The sequence below is a fragment of the Psychrobacter sp. PSi21 genome, assembly GCF_054960615.1.
Genome location: NZ_JBHNYR010000050.1, coordinates 1 through 561 on the forward strand (window position 1 = coordinate 1; position 561 = coordinate 561).

General features: G+C 59.5%; 1 protein-coding gene. It reads right to left on the minus strand.

Features of this window, described 5'->3' with window-relative positions; genetic code table 11:
* A partial coding sequence (locus tag ACFI32_RS14835; RefSeq protein WP_462627391.1) for an Ig-like domain-containing protein occupies positions 1 to 561 on the minus strand: 561 nt, incomplete at both ends.

A 561-nucleotide genomic window follows, 5' to 3' on the forward strand; every position in this document is an offset into this window, starting at 1 on the left:
AATGGTGGTGCTCCAGTTGCCGTTGCCATCAACGATGACGCTGCCAAGGACGCTGTTACCTGCGCTGATCTCCACGGTTGTGCCTGCATCGCCCGTACCACTGACCACCACAGCGCCTGACTCAGCCGCATTGATGATGTCATCACCGGCAATCGGGGTATCAAGGGTGACGTTAATCAGCGTATCTAACGTCACGTTTGCCGTCGCCGTGGCGCTATTGCCTGCCACATCAGTGGCGGCGGCGGTTAAGGTCACGTCGCCATTTAGGCCAGTGACATCAATGCTGGTACTCCATGTGCCATCGGCACCAACTGTGGCTGTGCCTAATACGGTATTGCCTGCGCTGATGGTGACGGTGGCGCCCACTTCCCCTGTACCACTGACGGCCACGTCACCCGCTTCAGCGGCGTTAATGATGTCGTCACCAGCAATGGGGGTGGCGATCGCCACTTGGGTGGCGGTATCAATGGTCACAGGTACGGTGGCCGTAGCGCTGTTACCCGCAGCATCGGTGGCGGCGGCGGTTAAGGTCACGTCCCCTTCCTCCAAACCACTGGCATC